The sequence below is a fragment of the Streptomyces europaeiscabiei genome (assembly GCF_001550375.1).
Lineage (GTDB): Bacteria > Actinomycetota > Actinomycetes > Streptomycetales > Streptomycetaceae > Streptomyces > Streptomyces europaeiscabiei.
The window spans coordinates 1-873 of the sequence record NZ_LRTR01000821.1 but is presented as its reverse complement, the minus strand read 5'-3'; the positions used below and the strand labels follow the sequence as shown (position 1 = coordinate 873).

Annotated in this window: 1 protein-coding gene and 1 pseudogene; both read left to right on the top strand. The window is 75.4% G+C overall.

Annotated features, from left to right (window positions below):
• A pseudogene (locus AWZ10_RS41065) lies at positions 1-193 on the top strand (oxidoreductase); the annotation flags it as partial.
• Positions 190-873: pantoate--beta-alanine ligase (gene panC, locus AWZ10_RS41060; RefSeq protein ID WP_060893639.1), on the top strand; the 684-nt coding region annotated here is incomplete at its 3' end. The pseudogene AWZ10_RS41065 and the gene panC, both read left to right, overlap by 4 nt.

Here is an 873-nt window from a genome sequence, read left to right as displayed (position 1 = left end):
CGAGCTGCGCGCGCACGCCCCGGCGGCCGTCGCCGGGTATCTGGCGATGGCCCGCGCGACCGCAGACAGGGCCCTCGCCCACGGCCTGCTCGAGCCGGAGCTGGCCGAGGACCTCCTCGGGGTACTCGCGGGCGGGACGGACGCGGCCGGCGGAACGGGCGGCACCGACGGGACCGAAGGGGACGCCCGATGACCACCACCGTGCTGCGCACCGCCGACGAGCTGCACACACGCGCGCGTGCGGGACGCCGGGCCGTCGTGATGACCATGGGCGCCCTGCACGAGGGCCACGCCACCCTGATCCGCACCGCGCGAGAGATCGCGGGCGGCACGGGCGAGGTCGTCGTGACCGTCTTCGTCAACCCTCTCCAGTTCGGCGCCGGCGAGGACCTCGACCGCTACCCGCGCACCCTGGACGCCGACGTCGAGCTCGCCGAAGTGTCGGGCGCCGACGTGGTGTTCGCCCCGTCCGCGGACGAGGTCTACCCGGGCGGCGAACCCCAGGTCCGCGTCACCGCGGGGCCCATGGGCGAGCGCCTGGAAGGGGCCTCCCGCCCCGGCCACTTCGACGGCATGCTCACCGTCGTCGCCAAGCTGCTCCACCTCACCCGCCCCGACGTGGCGCTCTACGGCCAGAAGGACGCCCAGCAGCTCGCCCTGATCCGCCGCATGGTCCGCGACCTGAACTTCGGCATAGACGTCGTGGGCGTGCCGACCGTCCGCGAGGACGACGGCCTGGCCCTGTCCAGCCGCAACCGGTATCTGTCCACCGAGGAGCGCCGGACGGCCCTGGCGCTCTCCCAGGCGCTGTTCGCGGGCCGTGACCGGCACGCCGCCCAGGAGGCGCTGCGCGCGCGGGCCCGCGAGGTGCCC